Genomic DNA, 19,662 nt, shown 5'->3' on the forward strand with positions numbered 1-19,662 from the left:
CACCCGTCATCATCGGCCTCAGACAAGCAGTGCCTCAGGCAAGCAGGGCCTTCAGGGCCGCTTCCAGACCCACGCGCTCGGCGGGATCACCCACCAGGCGGAGCTCGCCGCTGCGGGGCCACCAGTTCAGGCGGATGTTGGTGTCCTCGTCATCGAGAACGTACATCTCAAAGGCCCCCTGATGCATCCAGTGGCCGGGTTCCCCCAGCTGAGCGACGAGGGCCTGAAGCTCCTCCAGACTGCCGTTGAAGCGCATGCAACCGCTCGGACCAGACCCCAGGCTAGGGGGTGCCAAGGGCGTGGCTCAGCGGATCTTGCCGATCTCGCGGCCCACCTTCTCGATCGAGTCGTACTGGCTAACAGGCGCAGGAATGAAACGCTTCGCACCGAAGAGGTCGAGGATCTGGGCCTGCTTGGGATTGCTGGCGCGCAGATTCAGGAAGGTTGACTGAAGCCTGGTGGTGAAACCCTTGCCGAAGCGCTGGTCGAGATTCGGCTGGGCGAGCCAGTGGTAGTTGGCGTAACCGGGGGTGCGCCAGATCACGATCACCTTCTTCGGGTCGGTCTTGCCGGAGCTGAGATTGCTCTGCCACACCTCCTCGTTCACCACCCCCGCCTGGTAGGCGCCGCTCTGCACGAGGGCGATCGTGGCGTCGTGGCTGCTGCTGAAGCCCGGGGCGCCGCCGGCGAAATCGCTCAGCCGCACGCCGGCCTGGCCGAGGAAGTACTGGGGCATCAGCCGACCGGAAGTGGAGCTCTCCGAACCGAAGGTGAAGCGCTTGCCCTTGAGCACGCTCAGCCCCTTCTGATTGGCGATGGGTTTGATGCCACTGGCGGTGTTGGCGATGAAGAAGCTCTGGAAGGAGGCGTCGATGTCGCGCTGGGCGATCACCTTGGCGCCGGGCTTCTGCAGCCGGGCCTGCACACCGGTGAGGGCTCCGAACCAGACCAGATCCAGATCACCGCGGCGGAAAGCACTCACGGCGGCGGTGTAATCGGTCACCGGCACGTACTTCACTGGCACACCGAGGCTGCGGCTGAGTTCGTTCGCCAGCAGGGGGTAGAGGCGGTTGAGGGTTTCGGGCTTCTGATCAGGAATGGCGCTGATCCTCAGCAGCTTCTGCTGGGCCTGGGCGCCGGCGAGCTGGGGTGCGGCCTGCTGCAGCTGGGGCGGCAGAGCCGCTGGCGTGAGGGCCAGGGCGAGGCCGGCCAGCAGAGCCAGCCGAAAACCGGGGCGCGGAAGGCGTGGGCGGAGGAGGGGCAGGGAGACCATGGGGGTTGCTTCGATTTACAGGGATTTACAGGGATGTGAGGAAGTGGCCGAGCCGGTCCAGGCCGTCGCGCAGGGTGGCGGGGGAGGCGGCGCAGGAGAGGCGTACGCAGCGGTCGTCACCGAAGGCGATCCCAGGCACCACGGCCAGGCCCACCTCGTTAATCAGACGATTGCAGAAGGTCATCGAATCGAGCCCGTGAGCGCTCACATCCGGGAAGGCGTAGAAGGCCCCCTCCGGTGGCTGCAGGGTGAGCCCCGGCAGGGCGGCGAGACCCTGATGGAGCAGGGAGCGCCGTTCACTGAACTGCCGGGCCATTTCCACAACGCAGTCGCGCGGCCCCTGCACCGCCGCCAGGGCACCGAACTGGGCGAAGGAGCAGACGTTGCTCGTGCTCTGGCTCTGCAGGGCGATCGCGGCACTCACCACGGAGCTGGGGCCGGCCAGAAAACCCAGCCGCCAGCCCGTCATGGCCCAGCCCTTGGCGAAACCATTGACGATGAACACCCGATCGCTGAGGTCGGGCGCCACCGCCGCGAAGCTGTGGTGCTCATGGCCCGGGGCCAGCAGAAACTCGTAGATCTCATCGCAGACCACCGCCACGTGGGGATGGCGGCGCAACACCACGGCGATGGCCTCCAGCTCCGGGCGGCTGAGCACCATCCCGGTGGGATTGGACGGGCTGTTGAGCACCAGCAGGCGGGAAGCCGGAGTGATCGCTGCCTCCAGCTCCTGGGGATCCAGGCGGAAGCCGTGCTCGGCGTCGCTGGGCAGCAGCCGCACCTTGGCCCCGGCCAGCTGCACCATCTCGGGATAGCTGAGCCAGTAGGGGGCGGGCAGGAGCACCTCATCGCCGGGGCCCAGCAGCACCTGGAAGAGGTTGAACAGAGCCTGCTTGCCGCCATTGGTGACCAGCACCTGCTCGGCCTTGGTGGCAACCCCGTTTTCCTCACTCAGCTTTATGGCGATCGCCTCGCGCAGGGCCGGCTCGCCGGCGGCCGGGCCATAGCGGGTGGCGCCGGCCTCGAGGGCATCGATGGCCGCCTGGCGGATGAAGGGCGGCGTGTCGAAGTCGGGTTCGCCGGCGCTCAGGCTGCAGATGTCCTGGCCCTCGGCGCGCAACTGCTTGGCGCGGGCGGCGATTGCCAGGGTGAGCGAAGGCTGCAGGGCTTCGGCCCGGGCCGAGAGCTTCAACGGACGATGCATCGGCGGGGGCGCGGCCGACGGCCGCAGCGCGAAGCGGCCGCTGGGGCCGTGGCGCTCCGAAAGAAGCGCCTGGGAGATCTTGCATCCTGCCTGACGCCCTTCCAGGGAAAGGTTCGAGCGGGCACCGTCGCGCCAGGCACCTGGACAGCTGCACCCCGCTGCGGCCAGCGTGGGCGCTCAGCCACAGGAGAGGAGAAGGGTGAAGGGTGATTCCGGCGCGTCACAACACGACGCAGCCCTGCAGGACGCGGCGCTGCAGCAACTGGCCCAAGCCTGCTCCGAGTGCCGCCGCTGCTCCCTGGCGGACGGCCGCCAGCAGGTGGTGGTGAGCCGGGGGGACCCCCGTGCCGCCCTGATGGTGATCGGCGAGGGGCCCGGCGCCCAGGAAGACGCCAGCGGCTCCCCCTTCGTGGGCCGGGCCGGCCAGCTGCTCGATCGAATGCTCGCCAGCGTCGGCATCGACAGCAACCGCGACGCCTACATCTGCAATGTGGTGAAGTGCCGTCCACCGGATAACCGCAAACCCACCCCCCAGGAGATGGCCGCGTGCCTGCCCTGGCTGCTGCAGCAGGTGGAGCTGGTGCAACCGCAGGTGGTTCTGCTGGCCGGCGCCACCGCGGTGGAAGGGGTGCTGGGAATCAAAGGCGGCATCACCCGCCTGCGGGGCCAGTGGCGTTCCTGGCAGGGGCGCTGGTGTCTGCCGATCCTTCACCCCTCCTATCTCCTGCGCAATCCCTCGCGGGAACCGGACACCCCCAAGTGGCACACCTGGCAGGACCTCAAGGCCGTCAGGGGTCGCCTTGACCAACTCAGGGCCGCCCCAGACCCCGCTCCGGATTCGTCAGGCGACCCCTGATCTGTGGCAGGGTGAGCCCACTTCCCGGCCCCCTGGCGATGACCGGCACCCTCGCCCGCCCCGACACCAGCCTTCCGGGCCTCCCCGCCGACTGGGCCAGCAACCCCCGCTACGACACCCTGATCCGCCGCCGCAAGACCCGCAGCGTGCGCGTCGGCGATATCTGGGTGGGCAGCGAGCACCCGGTGGTGGTGCAGTCGATGATCAACGAGGACACCCTCGACATCGCGGGCGCCACCGCCGGCATCCGCCGCCTGCATGAAGCCGGCTGCGAGATCGTGCGGCTCACGGTGCCCAGCCTGGCCCACGCCAAGGCGGTGGGGGAGATCCGCCAGCGCCTCGAAGACAGCTACCAGCCCGTGCCCCTTGTGGCCGATGTGCACCACAACGGCATGAAGATCGCCCTGGAGGTGGCCCAGCACGTCGACAAGGTGCGGATCAACCCGGGCCTGTATGTGTTCGACAAGCCCGATCCCAACCGCAGCGAGTTCACGCCCGAGGAAGTGGCGGCGATCGGCGCGCGCATCCAGGCCACGCTCGAACCGCTGGTGAGCCTGCTCAAGGAACAGGACAAGGGCCTGCGCATCGGCGTGAACCACGGCTCCCTGGCCGAGCGGATGCTGTTCACCTACGGCGATACGCCGCTGGGGATGGTGGAGAGCGCCATGGAGTTCATCCAGATCTGCGATCGCCTCGACTTCCACAACATCGTGGTGTCGATGAAGGCGTCGCGGGCGCCGGTGATGCTGGCCGCCTACCGGATGATGGCCGACCGCATGGACGCCGCCGGCTTCCACTACCCGCTGCACCTGGGCGTCACCGAAGCCGGCGACGGCGACTACGGCCGCATCAAGAGCACCGCCGGCATCGCCACCCTGCTGGCCGAGGGCCTGGGTGACACGATCCGGGTATCGCTCACCGAGGCGCCCGAGAAGGAGATCCCGGTCTGCTACTCGATCCTGCAGGCCCTGGGCCTGCGCAAAACGATGGTCGAATACGTGGCCTGCCCCAGCTGCGGCCGCACCCTGTTCAACCTGGAGGAGGTGCTGCACGTGGTGCGCAACGCCACCGCCCACCTCACCGGCCTCGACATCGCCGTGATGGGCTGCATCGTCAACGGACCCGGCGAGATGGCCGACGCCGACTACGGCTACGTGGGCAAGACCCCTGGCACCATCTCCCTGTACCGCGGCCGCGAGGAGATCCGCCGGGTACCGGAAGCCGAAGGTGTGGAGGCCCTGATCGCCCTGATCAAGGAGGACGGTCGCTGGGTCGATCCCTGACGAGTCACATCCTGACTTGCCTGTGACCGTCTTCGATCCCTCGCCCAGCCCTGTAGCTGGGGCTAGCTTGGGTGGACAGTCAAACTCCAGGGAATCAGCCAATGGGCAGGGGTCGCACCAGCATCGCCGTTCTCGCCGGACTGGGTGCCTGCACCACTGCCGTGATCGTCGGCACCGACTGGCTGGGTTCCCCGAGCGCCGCCTCGCTGATCACCGACAGTCCGAAGGAGGTGATGGATCAGGCCTGGCAGATCGTCTTCCGCGACTACCTCGACACCACCGGCAAATACACGCCTGATCAATGGCGCAAGCTGCGCCGCGACCTGCTGGCCAAGAGCTACGGCAGCACCAAGGAAAGCTATGAGGCGATCCGGGGGATGCTCGGCACCCTCGATGATCCCTACACCCGCTTCATGGATCCGCGGGAGTTCAAGGAGATGCAGATCGACACCTCGGGAGAACTCTCCGGGGTGGGCATCCAGCTGAGCCTCGACAAGGAGACCAAGGAGCTGGTGGTGGTCTCACCGATCGACGGCTCCCCCGCCTCTGAAGCCGGCGTGCAGCCGAAGGACGTGATCGTCTCGATCGACGGCAAGAGCACCAAGGGGATGAGCACCGAGGATGCAGTCAAATTGATCCGCGGCCAGGCCGGCACCCAGGTGACACTCCAGCTGCGCCGCCGTAGCCAGGTGGTCACCGTGCCACTCACGCGCGCGCGCATTGAACTGCATGCGGTCGAGCACCAGATCAACACCGGCCCCGACGGCGTCAAGGTGGGCTACATCCGCCTTAAACAGTTCAACGCCAACGCTGCCAAGGACATGCGCGCTGCCCTGCGCGATCTCGAGCAGAAGGGGGTGCAGGGCTACGTCCTCGACCTGCGCAGCAACCCCGGTGGGCTGCTGATGGCCAGCGTGGAAATTGCCCGCCAGTTGTTGGATGAAGGTATCATCGTCTCCACCCGCACCCGTGACGGCATCCAGGACGTGCGTCGCGCCAATGGCCGCGCCCTGACTAAATCACCGATCGTGGTGCTGGTCAACGAAGGTTCCGCCAGTGCCAGCGAGATTCTCTCCGGCGCCCTTCAGGACAACAAGCGGGCCGTGCTGGTGGGCCAGAAAACCTTCGGCAAGGGGCTGGTGCAATCGGTGCGGGGTCTCTCCGATGGCTCCGGCATGACCGTGACCATCGCCAAGTACCTCACCCCCAGCGGCCGCGACATCCACAAGCACGGCATCGCCCCGGATGTGTCGGTGAAGCTGAGCGAAGCGGAGGCCGCCAAGCTCAAGCTGGAAGATCTGGGCACCTCCAAGGATGTGCAGTACCGGGCGGCTGAATCAACCCTGGTGAAGAAGTTGCGGGAAACCAGCGCCTCCCGCACCACCTTCAATCCCACCAGCGCCAATCTGCCGGCCGCCCTGCCCGTTCAGCGATAGGGCGCCAGCCCGAAACCCTCGCTCTGACTTGGGCTCCTGTCGGTGATTCCCGGTCCGTTTACAGGCCAGGGGGCGACGGGCACCGGCCTGGTGGCGATGCGGCTGCCGCTGCGATCTAGCCGGGCCATCAGGGAGCGACAGCCGCCGGCCGCGCCGATGGCCTGCCCCAGGCGGCGGGGGTCGATCGAGCGTTCCCAACCCACCGGCCATCTGCGGCGGCGACCCTGCTGATCGATCAGGGCACGGGCCTCGTCATCGCCGATACGGCCCTCTTGATAGAGGCACTGGACCACGGCCAGAGTGTCGACCGGCAACGAACTCGAACCCGAACTCAAACCCTGGCGGTAGCCATACCCCCGCCGAACTGGCCGAGTGCGCTCAGAAGCAGTGAAAGCAGAACGTTGTTCATCGGAGCGAAGGGGTACGAAAGGCGAGGCCGGCAGAGGAGCGCCGACCGCAGTAGCGATCGAACAGCTGGATCACCTGATCGGGTGGCAGCTGGGCGGTGTAGCGGGCCTCCAGTTCGCTGAGGCGCTCCCGGGGTGGATAGCTCTGCAGGGAGCGCCACTCGAGCGGTGCCCGGTTGGCCAGAGTGGCCGCCATCGCCCTGTGGTGACGCGGATCCGTGATCGGACCGCCTCGGCAGACCTGCATCCGATGGGTGGCTTCATGAGCCAGGGTGTTCCACACTGCAACCGGATCGCTGTGGACGCGGCAGACCACGATCGTCTCGCTGCTCGGGTGATACAGGCCCTGGAGACCACGCTGACCGCAGTCCCGCTGCTTCACCCTCACGCCGTTGGCTGCCAGACGATCTCGCAGGATGTCGAAGGCTCGCCAGTGATCAAGAGCCTTTGCAGGGGCAGCCGCCAGGCTCAGCAGCAGAGCGGCGAAACAAGCCGTGGATCCACCCCCGGACCACTGACGGTGGGCCGAACGACCTGGGGTTGGGGCAGCAGCGAACGGGCCACGACAACGACTTATTACTCCTCCACCCTGACGCTGGGGGGCAGCCAAACGATGACCGGAAAGGCCCCAGGTTCTGACTGGATGTGTCCGGCCGGGTCCCCCGGATTCAGGCGGACAGTTTCGGGCTGACAGGCTCCCGGCCTGACCCGGTTCAGGCCGCGCCCGTGACGGGCTGCATCAGGCCGCCACCGGGGTTGGAATCGTCGTCGTCGTTCTCCTGGTCGTTCTGGAAAAGGGCAAACAGGCCGAGGGCCAGCACGCTGATCAGAGCTGAGGCGAGCGCATAGCCGCTCTGAAGACCAGCCGTGACGCCGCCGTATCCACCCACCAATTCACCCATGTCCGCGTTTCAATTCTTCGCACTGTAACGAACTTTTGCGGAGATGAGACAGAAGACAATCTGAAGCCTTCCTTAACTCGCCCTTCACCACAACCGGTCATCCCCACGCCGCAGGGACTGCACCTTCCTCTCCAGCACCACCAGGGCCGGGACCAGGGTGAGGGCATTGGCGACGATCAGGGGCCCATCACCGGTGATCAGGCCATAGATCCCCCAAGCCGTGATCCCCAGCGTGAACAAGAGGTACATGCGCAGAGAAATGCCGCGGGTGTCGCCGCTGCGGACGGTCTTGATCGCCTGGGGGAAGAAGCTCAACGTCGTGAGGGTGGCGGCTCCGTAGCCCAGAAGCATCACGGGCAGGGGCTGGGTCATGGCTGGGGCGGGAACCGAGCGCATTGTCTCCGACGCAGTTTCTCCCTCCACGTTTCACCCACCCTCAGCAGCCGATGGCGCTTGCACGCGGCGGATGCGTTCTCACACCACCAGCACCGCCTCGTTCTTGGCCCTGAGCTGCTCGATCCGCTGGGCATCGGTGAGACCATCGGCTCCGGGGATCTGCTCGGCCATCGCCGAGAGCCACTCCTTGAGGGTGTCGAGCTGGCGTTCGGCAGCCAGCACATTCAGACCCCGGGCGAGCACCTTGGCCGTGCTGCCGCCGCCGCCCTGATACACCAGCCGGCCGTGCAGATGCTGGGGCAGACCCTGGCGCAGCAGGCGGAAGGCGGGTTCCTCCATCGGGGTTTCCAGCACGAGGTTGGGCTTCTCCAGCCGGATGCGCGAAAAGCCGCAACGCCGTGCCAGCAGCTTCAACTCCATCAGCTGCAGCAGGCTCGCCACCGGCGAGGGCAAGGCGCCATATCGGTCCACCCAGTCGGCGGCCAACTGCACCAGCTCCTCGCGGGCGCGGCAGTCGGCGGCGGCGCGGTAGGCGGCCATCTTCTCGTCGCTCTCGGGAATCCAGTCGGCGGGGATGAAGGCGGTGATCGGCAGATCGATCTGGGTCTCCTCCACCACGGGGATGTCCTGGCCCTGGATCTCAGCCAGCGATTCCTGCAGCATCTCCATATAGAGATCGAAGCCGATCACCTCCATCTGGCCGCTCTGCTCCACCCCCAGCAGATTGCCCACGCCGCGGATCTCCATGTCGCGCATGGCCAGCTGGTAGCCGCTGCCCAGCTGGGCGAATTCCTGAATCGCCCGCAACCGTTGCCGCGCCGCCTCACTCAGGGAGGCATCACCGGGATAGAACAGCCAGGCATGGGCCTGGATACCACTGCGGCCCACCCGCCCGCGCAACTGATACAGCTGGGCGAGACCGAAGCGGTGGGCATCCTCCACCAGAATCGTGTTCACGCGCGGAATATCGAGGCCCGATTCGATGATCGTGGTGCAGAGCATCACGTCGGCCTCACCGGCGTTGAAGGCCACCATCGCGCTCTCCAGTTCCCCCTCCGCCATCTGGCCGTGGGCCACCAGCAGCTTCAGGCCCGGCAGCATCTCGCGCAACTGGCCCGCCACCTCCTCGATCCCCTCCACCCGCGGCACCACGTAGAACACCTGGCCGCCGCGGTCGAGCTCCTGGCGAATGGCGCTGCGCACCGCCTCCTCATCGCGGGCGGCCAGGTGGGTCTTGATCGGACGGCGCAGGGGCGGTGGGGTGGTGATCAGGCTCATCTCCCGCACCCCCGAGAGGCTCATGTAGAGCGTGCGCGGAATCGGTGTGGCGGAGAGGGTGAGCACGTCCACGTCTTTACGCAGCGCCTTGATCTTCTCCTTCTGGTTCACCCCGAAGCGCTGCTCCTCATCCACCACCAGCAGACCGAGCTTCTCGAAGTGGGTGCCCTTGCTCAGCAGCTGGTGGGTGCCCACAACAACATCCACAGTTCCGTTCTTGAGGCCTTCAAGAATCGTCTTGCGCTCGGTGGTGGTGCGGAAGCGGTTGAGCAGGGCCACCTTGAGCGGGTAGGGAGCGAAGCGTTCGCTGAGCGTGCGCCAGTGCTGCTGGGCCAGCACGGTGGTGGGGGCCAGCAGGGCACATTGCTTGCCGGCGGTCACCGCCTTGAACACGGCCCGGATCGCCACTTCCGTCTTGCCGAAGCCCACATCGCCGCAGACCAGCCGGTCCATCGGCTCGGGCTTCTCCATGTCGCGCTTCACATCCGCGATCGCTTTGACCTGATCGGGCGTGGGCTCGTAGGGGAAGGAGTCTTCAAGCTCTCCCTGCCAGGGGCCATCGGGGGGGAACGGGAAGCCGGCCGCCTGCTGACGCTCCGCATAGAGCTTCACCAGGTCCATCGCCACCTTGCGCACCGCCTTGCGGGCGCGCTCCTTGGCCCGGCTCCAGGCCACCCCGCCCATGCGATTCAGCTCCGGCGGACTGTCGGTGCTGGCGCGGAAACGCCCCAGGCTGCCCAGCTGGTCGGCCGCCACCCGCAGCAGACCATCGGCGTACTGCACCACCAGGTAGTCGCGCGACTCACCGCTGATCGCCAGCTTCTCCAGCTTCAGGAAGCGGCCGATGCCATGGTTGCGGTGCACCACGAAGTCGCCGGGACGCATCTTGTTGGGGTCCACCGTGCGGCTGGCCGCTTTGCGGCGCCGGCGCACGTAGCCCGAGGCAGCCAGGCTGTGCTGGCCGAAGAATTCCCGGTCGGTGAGCAGCACCAGCTTCCAGGCCGGCAGCTGCAGCCCCTCCAGCTCGGCGGTGCCCTTGAGCTTCAGCGCCACCGGCGTGGCCTGCTCGATCAGGCGCTCGATCGCCGGCACATCATGAGGATTGGGCACGAAGCGGGCGATGCAGTCGTGCTCCTCCAGCAGCGCCACCGCCCGCGAAGGCTGGGCCGACACCAGCCACACCCGGCTCTTCTCCTGCTGATACCCCTTCACCAGCGCAGCCAGGCGGCCGAACTGATTGGGGTGGGCCGGCACCGGACGGCTGGATAGATCGAAGGCGTTGGGGTGGCGGTCGCTCTCGTGCAGCTCGGCCAGATCGAAGCCGGCAAAGCGATCGGCCGCCGCCAGGGCTTCCGCCACCGGCCGGTGCAACGACGGTGGCAGGCAGTCCGGCGGCAGCGGGGCACTCACCTCGGCGTGGTGGTCGCTGGCGTGGTCGAACCACTGCTGGCCGTGGGCAAGTCCCTGGCGGCGTTCATCCACGGCGATCAGGGTGGCGCCTGGCAGGTAGTCGAGCAGGGAGGCGGGCTGCTCCCAGGCCAACCCCATCAGGCGACGCATCCCCTCGGGCGTACCCCCCTCCAGCAACTGCTCGAGGGCCTCAGCGCCCAGCAGCTCCGTGAGCGCCTCCGGCATCGACTCGCGCAAGGCGTCTGCGATCAGCGGGGCATATCCCGTGGGGGTGAGCCGCACCGCCTCGATCGAGTCGAGAGAGCGCTGGGTGGCGGGATCGAACTCCCGCAACTTCTCCAGGTCTTCCCCGAAGAACTCCAGCCGCACCGGCAGCTCGGCACTCACCGGGTACACATCGACGATGTCGCCGCGGCGGCTCCAGCTTCCCTCCTGCTCGATCGTCGGCACCCGCTCGTAGCCCAGGCGGGTGAGGGTGTCGGCCAGTTCCTCGAGGTCGATAGTGCTGCCCTTGCGCAGGCTCAGGCAGCGGCCGGCCAGGGCTGCAGGCGGCGGCAGGTGGGGCTGCAGGGCGCGCTCCGTGGCCACGATCGCTCCCGACCAGGAGCGGCCGGTGGCGTCGATCAATTCACTGAGCACCTGCAGCTGGCCCCAGGTGATCTCGCTGGTGGGATCGAAGGGTTCGTACGGGGAGCCCTCGCTGGTGGGATACAGCTGGGCTGTGGGCCAGCCCATCAGCTCCAGCAGGGCGGCCCAGCGGCCGGCCTCCTCCAGGGTGGGCACGATCACCACCAGGGGCCTGCCGCCGCGACGGGCCAGGGCACTGGCGATCAACGCCCGGGCCGCCCGGGCCGCCCCACTCAGCCGCAAGCGCTCGGGCCGCCCACTGCGCTCAAGCACCTCCCCGGTGAGGGGCACCTGCTCGAGCTGGCGCACCAGGGCGGTGAGGGGCATCGGAGAGCAGGCGGGCAGGAGAATTGATCTTCGCAAGCGGAGGCCGCGGCCGCGGCCTGCCGCCGGAGTCGATCCCACGCGCTATGACCAGAACCTGAGGCCATCAGCACCTGCCTCCGCCCGTGCGCCTGGCGCCGTCATGAGCAACGCCCGCCGTCCCTCGCGCCGATCTCGCCCAGACCGCCGCTCCAGTGGCCAGAGGCCCCAAAGATCCGCGTGGGGGCTCGGTGCTCTACTGATGGGCGCGGCCCTCAGCGCCGGGGGCGCTCTGGCCGCCCTGGCGCTGCTCTCACCCCAGCCAGGCCGCAACGACACTCTCCTGGCTCTGCACGACCTCACCGTCCAGCTGCAAGAGGTGGTGCTTGCCAGCCGTCCACAGCCGCCGCGGCCCGGCGATCGGGTGCTCACCAGCGTTGATCTGCCTGAGCTTCTGGCCCAGCTGAGGACAGCCGATCAGAGCTGGCTGCCACGGGCCGAGCCCCTCGGCAACGGCCGCATCCGCTATGTCTACAAAAGGCGCCTCGAGGATCCGCCGCTGACCATCGCCCAGATCGAGGCGCTGCGGCTCAATCCCCCCAGCTACCAGGCGGAACACGACGCCATCGCCAGCCTGCTGACCATGCTCGAGCGGGCGGGGGTGCAGGTGGTCATCGGACCGCCCCGCAAAGCTCGGGCCGCAGGGGAATGGGAACCGGCAGCCCGCACCCTGCGCATCCGCCCCGATGTGATCGAGAAGGGGAGCGTGGAGTTCGCCAGGGTGCTCAACCATGAGGCGATTCACGTGGCCCAGAGCTGCCGTCGTGGCGGTCTGGGGGCCCGGCCCAGCCTGCTCGGTCTATCGATGGTGCTGGATCCGATCAGCCAGCGCCATCTGGAGGATCCGGTCTATGCCAATGCGAGTCCCACTGAGATCCGACTGGAGCAGGAGGCCTATGCCAACCAGAACCAGCTCAGCCTGGGGCCGACCCTGCTGGCGAAGGAATGTCGTGCTCCGGGCAGGGCGCGGTGGGGGCTTCCAGGCGCTGGGCCAGGAGTTCGTTGAAGCGCAGCAGATCGTCGTCGCTGAGCTGCTGACGGCTGGCCAGGTTGAAGTCGCGCTCCAGCAAGGCGCGCCCCTCCGCCGCTCCCCAGCCCAGCCGCGCCAGCAGCACATCGGAGCTTCGCAGGAGGTCGGCGCGGCGCAGGGGCAGGGCGGCCTGGGCCGGATCCACCCCAGACTCCAGCCGTCGCAGGGCGCCGAGGTAGGCGAGCAGATCGGCGTAGCGGATCAGGCGGCTGCGGCTGGGATGACCGAAGGCCCGCTCCAGGTAGATCGACTCCTGCTCCCGCTCCCAGCCCAGCTGTCTCAGCAGCCGCTCCAGCTCGGCCAGTTCCTCACTCCAGTCGTCGGGATCAGCCAGCGGTTCGGCTTCCGCAGCAGCCGGCCGGCCAGGAGCCGCGGGGGCTTCGAGGGCCGGAGCAGGCGCTGAAGGCGCTGAAGGTGCCGATGGTGGTGCTGGTGGTGCTGGTGGAGCCGTTCGCTCATCTGGCTGCACAGCCGGCTGGTGAGCACCGATCGGCTGTGACAGCCGGGCAGGGTCCTGCAGCCGCCGCAGAAGCCGCTGCAGCGCACGGTCTTCAGCGGCCTCGGCCGTTGGCGCCTCCCCGAGGGCGCTGCCCAGGCAACGGCCGTCTTCCCAGGCACTCACCTCCACGACCCGCTGGCCGGAATCGGCATGGGCCAGTCGTGCCCGAAGCAGCATGGCAGGGGAGCCGGTGACAGTGACTTTCTAGAGTGGCGCCACCGAACCCGCTGCACGCCAATGGAAGCGGAGTCGATCCCCTCCCTCACTCCCCTGCTGGAAGGGGCGGATCAGTGGGGGGAGCTGCTGCTGCTGCTGCCGCTGCTGGTGGCTCTCGAAGCGGTGCTCTCCGCCGACAACGCCATTGCCCTGGCCGCCATCTCCCGGCGGTTGCATGATCCGCAACGCCAGCGTCAGGCCCTCAACCTCGGACTGGGCCTGGCCCTGGTTTTTCGCCTGGGGTTGATCCTGCTGGCCCGCTGGGTGCTGAACTTCTGGCCCCTGCAGCTGGCCGCCGCCGGCTATCTGCTCTGGCTGTGCGGGAGCAACCTGCTGCAACCCGGCGATGAAACCAGCGGCGACGGGCCGGAGCCCGCCAGCGACGCTGCCGCCGCCACGGCGCTTCATGCCCAGGCGGCCAACGACTCGGGCGGCCATCACGGCGCTGGCGGGCTGGGGTCCGTGGTGCTCACCCTGGCGGTCACCGACCTCGCCTTCTCCCTCGACAGCGTGTCCGCCGCGGTGGCCGTCAGTGATCGGCTCTGGCTGGTGATGACCGGCGGGGTGATCGGGGTGGTCGCCCTGCGCCTCACGGCCGAGCTGTTCATCCGTTGGCTGGGTGTGTACACCAACCTGGAGCGGGCCGGGTACCTGGCTGTCGGCCTGGTGGGGCTGCGCCTGCTGCTCCGCCTCGGGCTGCCCCAGTTGGTACCACCTGAGTGGACCCTGCTGCTGCTGGTGGCGGGTTTGTTCCTCTGGGGGTTCTCCAGACGAGTGAGCGGCGAGACCGGTGAGGTGAACCCCTGAAGCCCTTGCGCATCGAACTTCGCCAGGCCGGCAGTGGCCTGCTGCTTGCCCAGCTCGAGCTTGATGAGCTGGGTGAGATTCCCCAGCCCGGCCGTTGGTTTCTGCATGGAAGCCGCAGTTTCCTGGTGCTGCAGCGGCACCACCGCTACCAGCTGCGCAATGGACGCTATGAACTGGCCACGGTGGCCCTGCAGGTGAAAGCGGAGCGCCAGCCCAGGGAGGCTCGCTGGTGGAACGGAGGCTGGGTGATCGGCGACCCCAGCTGCCGCTACAACGCCCGTTCACCGCTGTTGCGCTGTGCCGTGCTCCCGGACGGCCCCTGCGAGCGTTGCGCCCATCACAGCGGCCGGCAGAGCTGAAGCGGGCTCAGCGGTACGTCCTCAGCAGTACGTCCTCAGCTCAGGGCCTGGCGCAGGGCCACCGCGGCAAACGCCAGGAACAGGCCCCCACTGAGCCGGTAAAGCAGACGCTCGGAGAGGAGCTGGCCGATCCATTTGCCCGCCCCAACCGCCAGACCCGTCACCAGGGCATGACCCGCCAGGGTTCCCGCCAGCAGTGCGTTGAAGGTGAACCCTGGCGCCGTGGCCAGAAAGACGGTGGCGAACTGGGTGCGATCGCCCAGTTCGGCCATGAAAACCAGCAGGAAGGCTTCACGCACCACCAGCCAGCCCCCCGCCCGGCTCTGGTCCTGGCTGGCTTCGGCGGCATTGACCAGATCCTCGGCCTCCTGGGCCTCCTGCTCGGCGGCCTGGTCACCCATGGCCTGGGCATCGATCAGCAGCTTCAGACCGAACCCACCGAAGAGCACGGCCGCCAGCCAGGGCACCAGCTCAGGCGGCAGCAAACTGCGCAGCCCCAGACCCAGGGCCAGGGAAATCAGCGTGACGGCCGCCAGGGCTGCAAATGCCCCGATGAAGACCCAGCGGGCCCGGTGGCGGGCGGCCAACAGAAAGGCCACGAAAAAGGTCTTGTCCCCCAGCTCCGCCAGCGTGATCGCCGTGAAGCTGGAGCCGAACGCGGCGATGGCGGGATCGCTGGCCATGGAGTGTTTGGGGCTGGTGCTCAGAGCGGCTCGGCCTGGGAGACGAAGCCAACTCCTCCGTAGTACTCCAGGATCGGCCGCAGACCCTGGCGGAGGGTCTCGATCGCCTCGTTCTCGCAGAACACCATGACGTGGACGTTGGCGCCCAGGCCACTGAATTCCATCGATTCCGAGACCGAGCCATGGGGCCCGCGCCCCGTGACATGACGGACCACCGAGTAACCGGGGGCGCCGGCGGCATCGATCAGTTGCACCACCTTCTCGAGTTCCCGTTCACTGCAGATCAGATCAAGACGTTGCATAGCAAAAGCCGGACACTCAGACAGGAATCAGACGGCAGGGATGACCAGCCTCACCATCGCCATGTAAAGCGGGATGCCCACGATGATGTTGAACGGAAAGGTCACCCCCAGGGCCGTGGAGATGTAGAGGCTCGGGCTGGCCTGGGGCACGGTCATCCGCATCGCCGCTGGCACCGCGATGTAAGAGGCACTGGCGCTGAGCACGATGAACAGGAGCGCATCCCCCTGGGGCAGCCCCAGCAGCCACGACACCGCCAGCCCCACGCCGGCATTGAACAGGGGCATGAGCACGGCGAAGCCGATCAGGAAGGCCCCGGCCCGCTTGAGATCTGCCACCCGCTGGGCCGCCACGATGCCCATGTCGAGCAGGAAGAAACTGAGGGCTCCGTAGAAGAGCTTGCCGGTGAAGGGCTCCATCTTCTCCAGACCCGAGGGGCTGTAGCCCGCCACCAGCACACCGATCACCAGGCTGCCCACCAACAGGAACACAGAGCTGTTCAGGAACGCCTCGTGCAGCAGCGCGCCCCAGCGCATGCCCTGCCCCTCACCCGGCGACTGCTTCCCCCCAGCCAGCTTCACCAGCAGCAGTCCGACGATGATCGCCGGGGATTCCATCAGCGCCAGGGCCGCCACCATGAAGCCGTCGTGGGGCATGCCGGTGAGGCCCAGGAAGCTCTCCGCCGTGATGAAGGTGACAGCACTGATGGAGCCGTAGGTGGCGGCGATCGCGGCTGCGTTGTAGGTGTCGAGCTGCCGCTTGAGCACCAGGAAGCTGTAGAGGGGCACCAGAGCCGACATCAGCATCGCCGCCGCGATCGTGCTGATCACCTGGGGGCCGAGGCCGCTGCGGAGCAGCTCCACACCCCCCTTGAAGCCAATCGCCAGCAGCAGATAAAGGGAGAACAGCTTCGGCAGCGGTGCCGGGATCTCCAGGTCGGATCCCACCAGCACCGCGATCACCCCGAGTGCAAAGAACAGCACCGGTGGCGAGAGCAGGTTCTGCAGAACCAGGCTGGTCTCCATCGGCGGCCCGGCTACCTGCTGAACGTGACCGGGAGACTATCGGCGCTGCCTGGAAGGGGCCGGACGACCGATGGGATCAGCACAGATCGAAACGACAGAGACCAGTCAGCGCCGCAGTTCGAGAATCGGGGGGCTCAGCCCTTCACCGCATCGCCGCTGGCGCTGGGGAGGATGTAGCGCTGCAGCAGTACGAACAGCACAAGCACCGGCAGAATCGAAACCACCGACCCTGCCGCCACCAGCCGCCAGTCGAGCGAGAAGCTGCTGGCCAGTTGCTGCAGTCCCAGGGGCAGGGTGTAGAGCCTGGGGTCATCGAGGATCACCAGGGGCCAGAGGAAATCACTCCAGGTACCGATGAACACAAACATCGCCAGGGTGATCAGGTCGGCCCGGGCGGCGGGGATCATCACATTCCACCATTCGCCCAACGGGGTACAGCCATCGATGCGGGCCGCCTCCTCCAGCTCCACAGGCACACCGAGAAAACTCTGACGGAGCAGAAAGATGCCGAAAGCCGTGGCTGCCTGGGGCACAATCAAAGCCCAGAGGGTGTTTCTCAGGCCTAGCTGAACCATCATCAGATAGAGGGGAATCATCACCACCTGGAAGGGAATCAGGATGGTGGCCACCACCAGGGCAAGCACCAGGCCCCGACCGGCGAAGCGCATCCGCGCCAGCGGATAGGCCGCCAGCGAACAGAACAGCAGGTTGCCCAGAACCGCCAGCAGGCTCACCACCGTGCTGTTGAACAGGTAGAGGCCCAGGGGATGGTCGGCGAAGAGGCGGCCGTAGGCCTCCAGGCTCGGCTGGGCCGGAATCAGGGACGGCGGGGTTGAAAAGATGTCTTCGGCGGGCCCCTTGAGCGATGTGCTCACCAGCCAGAGCAGGGGCACGAGCATCAGCAGGGCCAGCAGCAACAAAGCACCCAGTTGCAGGGCGCTCGCCCAGAGAGGCCGCTGCTCCTTCACAGCCGCGGCAGCTCCGCCACCGGCACAGACGCCATCTGGGGATGCAGGGGCTGGCGCTCCATGCCATGCACCAGCCGGTTGAGGGCGTTGACGAAGGCCTGGGCCGCGGCCACCACGATGTCGGTGTCGGCGGCATGGCCGGCGTAGAGCACCCCTTGATGGCGCAGGCGGATCGTGACCTCCCCCATAGCATCGATGCCGCCTGTGACCGACTTGACGCTGAACTCCACCAGCTCGTTTGGCACCCGCGCCAGGCTGTTGAGGGCCTGGCAGACGGCATCGACCGGACCGGTGCCGATGGCGGCTTCGGTCAGCTCGGCGCCATCACTGGTGGTGAGGGTGACGGTGGCCGTGGGCCGCAGGTTGGTGCCGGTGCTCACCTGAACCAGCTTGAGCACGTAGCGGGCCTCGGGCTGCTGGGCCTGATCGCTGACGATCGCCTCCAGATCCCGGTCGGTGATTTCCCGCTTGCGATCAGCCAGTTCCTTGAAGCGGGCGAAGGCCTCGTCGAGGTCGTCGCGATCGAGGCTGTAGCCCAGATCCTCCAGGCGCGCCCGGAAGGCACTGCGGCCGCTCAGCTTGCCCAGGGAGATGCGGTTGTCGGCCAGGCCGATGGTGCGGGCATCGACGATCTCGTAGGTGAGGCGGTTCTTCAGAACACCATCCTGATGAATGCCCGATTCATGGGCGAAGGCGTTGGCACCCACGATCGCCTTGTTTGGCTGCACCACCATGCCGGTGAGGTTGCTCACCAGGCGGGACGTCTTGTAGATCTCCTCGGTGCGCACCCCCGTCAGCGGCTCGCTGCTGCCGGCCTCTCGGCCGAGAAAGGGGTTGAAGTAGGCGCGGCGCACGTGCAGCGCCATCACCAGCTCCTCAAGCGAGGCATTGCCGGCCCGCTCGCCGATGCCGTTGATCGTGCACTCCAGCTGGCGGGCTCCGTTCTTGACCGCCTCGAGGAAGTTGGCCACCGCCAGACCGAGGTCGTTATGACCGTGCACGGAGATCACCGCCTGATCGATGTTGGGCACGTGAACATTGATGCCGGCGATCAGGCTCCCGAATTCGGCCGGAGTGGCGTAGCCCACGGTGTCGGGGATGTTGATCGTGGTGGCGCCGGCAGCGATGGCGGCCTCGATCACCTCATAGAGGTAGTGGGGATCAGAGCGGCCCGCATCTTCACAGGAGAATTCCACGTCATCGACGAGGGAGCGGGCATAGGCAACCATCTCCGCGGTGATCGCCACCACCTCGGCACGACTTTTGCGCAGCTTGTGCTCCAGATGGATGTCGCTGGTGGCGATGAAGGTGTGGATGCGGCGATTGGCTGCGGGGGCCACCGCCTCGGCACAGGCCTTGATATCGCCGCGGGCTGCCCGGGCGAGACCGCAGATCACCGGTCCGTCGGGGGTGCCGACGGCAGCGGCTATGCGCTGGACAGCATTGAAATCACCAGGGCTGGCAAAGGGGAAGCCGGCTTCGATGATGTCGACGCGCAGGCGGGCGAGCTGTTGGGCAATCGCCAGCTTTTCCTCCAGGTTGAGGCTGGCGCCGGGGGACTGTTCACCATCCCGCAGGGTGGTGTCGAAGATCAGTACGCGGCCCGGGTCCTTGGCCATGACCGTTGCAAGTCGATGTGACTATGAGTTGAACCGATCCTAGAGGGGCGGGGAGATCACCACCTGGCTGGCACGGCTCTCCCCAGCCTCCTGCGGAAGGCGCACCAGCTCCCGGCTCAGCGGCTCGACCCTCACCGGGCTCTCCAGGCCCCGCTGAAACACCGGCGGCTGAACCGCTTCGGCCTTCTCCAGTTGCTTGCGCCAGCCGGCCAGATCCAGGAAGACATCCACGGCGTTGCGCAGCTCCCTGGGCACCATCCCATCGGCGTTGAGCAGCGTGATCCGGATTCCCTTCGCCCGCAGGGTTTCAACAACCCGCTCCAGATCCCGGCTGCCGCTGAGGAGCCAGACCTCATCGAGGCGGTGGGCCACCATCATCAGATCCAGGCAGATCTCCACATCCAGGTTCGCCCGGGCGAACTGGCGGTGGTCGGGATCCGCGCCGAACTCCCGCAGAGGTTTGCTGCGAACCGTGTAGCCGAGGCTGGTGAGCGCATCACGGAAGGGCCGCTGATCGGCAGGATCCTTCAGGCCCGTGTACCAGTAGGCGCCATCGAGTTCCACGCCGGGGTCGGCGGTGGCCAACTCCAGCAGCCGGCGTGGATCGAAGAACCAGCCCAGCTTCTGCTGGGCATAGAACATGCCGTGGCCATCCACGATCACCACGCGCCGAATCTTGCCTTGATCCACCTGCAACCCATCTCGCCTCATCGCTTCAGCG

21 protein-coding genes are annotated in these 19,662 nt (G+C 67.2%); 6 read left to right on the top strand and 15 right to left on the bottom strand.

Annotated features, from left to right (window positions below):
* Positions 1-34: 34 nt before the first annotated feature.
* The 3 genes from KBY93_RS03900 to KBY93_RS03910 are packed head-to-tail and all read right to left on the bottom strand — an operon-like array spanning position 35 to position 2,477.
* Complete coding sequence (locus KBY93_RS03900) at positions 35-295, bottom strand: hypothetical protein (protein ID WP_255092939.1); 261 nt, start codon at positions 293-295, stop codon at positions 35-37.
* Between the two features lie 9 nt (positions 296-304).
* Positions 305-1,273 (bottom strand): putative selenate ABC transporter substrate-binding protein, encoded by a 969-nt coding sequence (locus tag KBY93_RS03905; RefSeq protein WP_255092940.1) that lies wholly within the window; start codon positions 1,271-1,273, stop codon positions 305-307.
* Between the two features lie 25 nt (positions 1,274-1,298).
* Entirely contained in the window at positions 1,299-2,477 is a 1,179-nt protein-coding gene (locus tag KBY93_RS03910; RefSeq protein ID WP_255092941.1) for a pyridoxal phosphate-dependent aminotransferase, read from the bottom strand.
* Positions 2,478-2,715: 238 nt separating this feature from the next.
* Here KBY93_RS03910 and KBY93_RS03915 point away from each other — a divergent pair, with 238 nt between their 5' ends.
* The 3 genes from KBY93_RS03915 to KBY93_RS03925 all read left to right on the top strand — a co-directional run bounded on the left by KBY93_RS03915 (position 2,716) and on the right by KBY93_RS03925 (position 6,052).
* A complete protein-coding gene (locus KBY93_RS03915) occupies positions 2,716-3,333 on the top strand; it encodes a uracil-DNA glycosylase family protein (protein WP_255093053.1) in 618 nt (205 codons plus the stop codon).
* A gap of 38 nt (positions 3,334-3,371) precedes the next feature.
* Positions 3,372-4,616, top strand: coding sequence for a (E)-4-hydroxy-3-methylbut-2-enyl-diphosphate synthase (ispG, locus tag KBY93_RS03920; RefSeq protein ID WP_255092942.1), 1,245 nt, complete (start codon positions 3,372-3,374; stop codon positions 4,614-4,616).
* Positions 4,617-4,717: 101 nt separating this feature from the next.
* Positions 4,718-6,052, top strand: a complete 1,335-nt coding sequence (locus KBY93_RS03925) for a S41 family peptidase (protein WP_255092943.1) — start codon at positions 4,718-4,720, stop codon at positions 6,050-6,052.
* Here the strand turns inward: KBY93_RS03925 and KBY93_RS03930 are convergent.
* The 5 genes from KBY93_RS03930 to mfd form a co-directional block, all read right to left on the bottom strand.
* Positions 6,043-6,366 carry a hypothetical protein gene (locus KBY93_RS03930; RefSeq protein ID WP_255092944.1) on the bottom strand — a complete coding sequence of 108 codons (324 nt, stop codon included), beginning with the start codon at positions 6,364-6,366 and terminating at the stop codon, positions 6,043-6,045. The genes KBY93_RS03925 and KBY93_RS03930 overlap by 10 nt on opposite strands.
* Before the next feature lie 91 nt (positions 6,367-6,457).
* Entirely contained in the window at positions 6,458-6,847 is a 390-nt protein-coding gene (locus tag KBY93_RS03935; protein ID WP_255092945.1) for a hypothetical protein, read from the bottom strand.
* 325 nt (positions 6,848-7,172) lie between these two features.
* Complete coding sequence (locus tag KBY93_RS03940; protein WP_094556449.1) at positions 7,173-7,361, bottom strand: hypothetical protein; 189 nt, start codon at positions 7,359-7,361, stop codon at positions 7,173-7,175.
* A gap of 84 nt (positions 7,362-7,445) precedes the next feature.
* Entirely contained in the window at positions 7,446-7,733 is a 288-nt protein-coding gene (locus tag KBY93_RS03945) for a SemiSWEET family sugar transporter (protein WP_255092946.1), read from the bottom strand.
* A gap of 102 nt (positions 7,734-7,835) precedes the next feature.
* Positions 7,836-11,399 carry a transcription-repair coupling factor gene (mfd, locus tag KBY93_RS03950; protein WP_255092947.1) on the bottom strand — a complete coding sequence of 1,188 codons (3,564 nt, stop codon included), beginning with the start codon at positions 11,397-11,399 and terminating at the stop codon, positions 7,836-7,838.
* A 238-nt stretch (positions 11,400-11,637) separates the two neighbouring features.
* On the opposite strand from mfd, the gene KBY93_RS03955 reads away from it, so the two are divergent.
* Positions 11,638-12,441: a hypothetical protein gene (locus tag KBY93_RS03955; protein ID WP_255092949.1), complete on the top strand. Its 804-nt coding sequence runs from the start codon at positions 11,638-11,640 to the stop codon at positions 12,439-12,441.
* On the opposite strand, the gene KBY93_RS03960 is transcribed toward KBY93_RS03955, so the two are convergent.
* Entirely contained in the window at positions 12,350-13,141 is a 792-nt protein-coding gene (locus KBY93_RS03960; RefSeq protein ID WP_255092950.1) for a hypothetical protein, read from the bottom strand. The two genes, KBY93_RS03955 and KBY93_RS03960, sit on opposite strands and share 92 nt — an antisense overlap.
* Before the next feature lie 60 nt (positions 13,142-13,201).
* Here KBY93_RS03960 and KBY93_RS03965 point away from each other — a divergent pair, with 60 nt between their 5' ends.
* Positions 13,202-13,987, top strand: coding sequence for a TerC family protein (locus KBY93_RS03965; protein WP_255092951.1), 786 nt, complete (start codon positions 13,202-13,204; stop codon positions 13,985-13,987).
* A gap of 5 nt (positions 13,988-13,992) precedes the next feature.
* Positions 13,993-14,346 carry a DUF6464 family protein gene (locus KBY93_RS03970; protein ID WP_255092952.1) on the top strand — a complete coding sequence of 118 codons (354 nt, stop codon included), beginning with the start codon at positions 13,993-13,995 and terminating at the stop codon, positions 14,344-14,346.
* A 35-nt stretch (positions 14,347-14,381) separates the two neighbouring features.
* Here KBY93_RS03970 and KBY93_RS03975 read toward each other — a convergent pair whose 3' ends face one another.
* The 6 genes from KBY93_RS03975 to KBY93_RS04000 form a co-directional block, all read right to left on the bottom strand.
* A complete protein-coding gene (locus KBY93_RS03975; protein WP_255092953.1) occupies positions 14,382-15,029 on the bottom strand; it encodes a TMEM165/GDT1 family protein in 648 nt (215 codons plus the stop codon).
* 20 nt (positions 15,030-15,049) lie between these two features.
* The gene (locus KBY93_RS03980) at positions 15,050-15,331 is read right to left on the bottom strand and encodes a P-II family nitrogen regulator (RefSeq protein ID WP_255092954.1); all 282 of its coding nucleotides are present in this window, start codon (positions 15,329-15,331) and stop codon (positions 15,050-15,052) included.
* Between the two features lie 27 nt (positions 15,332-15,358).
* Positions 15,359-16,354, bottom strand: coding sequence for a sodium-dependent bicarbonate transport family permease (locus KBY93_RS03985; RefSeq protein ID WP_255092955.1), 996 nt, complete (start codon positions 16,352-16,354; stop codon positions 15,359-15,361).
* Positions 16,355-16,488: 134 nt separating this feature from the next.
* Positions 16,489-17,322, bottom strand: coding sequence for a carbohydrate ABC transporter permease (locus tag KBY93_RS03990; protein ID WP_255092956.1), 834 nt, complete (start codon positions 17,320-17,322; stop codon positions 16,489-16,491).
* Positions 17,319-18,941, bottom strand: a complete 1,623-nt coding sequence (locus tag KBY93_RS03995; RefSeq protein ID WP_255092957.1) for a 2-isopropylmalate synthase — start codon at positions 18,939-18,941, stop codon at positions 17,319-17,321. Before KBY93_RS03995 ends, KBY93_RS03990 begins: the two co-directional genes overlap by 4 nt.
* 39 nt (positions 18,942-18,980) lie before the next feature.
* Complete coding sequence (locus KBY93_RS04000; RefSeq protein ID WP_315856383.1) at positions 18,981-19,652, bottom strand: NYN domain-containing protein; 672 nt, start codon at positions 19,650-19,652, stop codon at positions 18,981-18,983.
* Between the last annotated feature and the right edge of the window lie 10 nt (positions 19,653-19,662).

Origin of the sequence: Synechococcus sp. J7-Johnson (assembly GCF_024345795.1) — a bacterium.
Taxonomy (GTDB): domain Bacteria; phylum Cyanobacteriota; class Cyanobacteriia; order PCC-6307; family Cyanobiaceae; genus Regnicoccus_A.